The organism is Bradyrhizobium sp. Ken01, from assembly GCF_055807355.1.
The window spans coordinates 1-286 of the sequence record NZ_JBVVPC010000188.1; the positions used below are offsets into that span (position 1 = coordinate 1).

At 68.2% G+C, this 286-nt stretch carries 1 pseudogene; it reads right to left on the reverse strand.

The features are described from left to right. A pseudogene (locus AC0L3S_RS39300) lies at positions 1-286 on the reverse strand (ABC transporter substrate-binding protein); the annotation flags it as partial.

Sequence of the window (286 nt, forward strand, 5' to 3'; positions counted from 1 at the left end):
AGGTGAGGTCCGGCTGCGTGATGCAGAGAAATTCGGCGGTCTGGAAAACCAGCTGGTAGCTGCCGCTGTCATAATAGGTGACGGGATCGATGGCGCCGCCCGGCGTCGCCACGCCGGCGCGCACCGTGCCGCCCGGCTTGCCCTCCGCGCGTGCTTGCTGCGTGCCGAGGCCGGCGGCCGCGACAAGGCTGCCCAGGAACGGCAGTGAGAGACCAAGCACGCTGCCATGGCGCAGGAAGTCGCGGCGGTCCATCCTGCCGGCCAGCAATTCGTCGACAGCGGAATT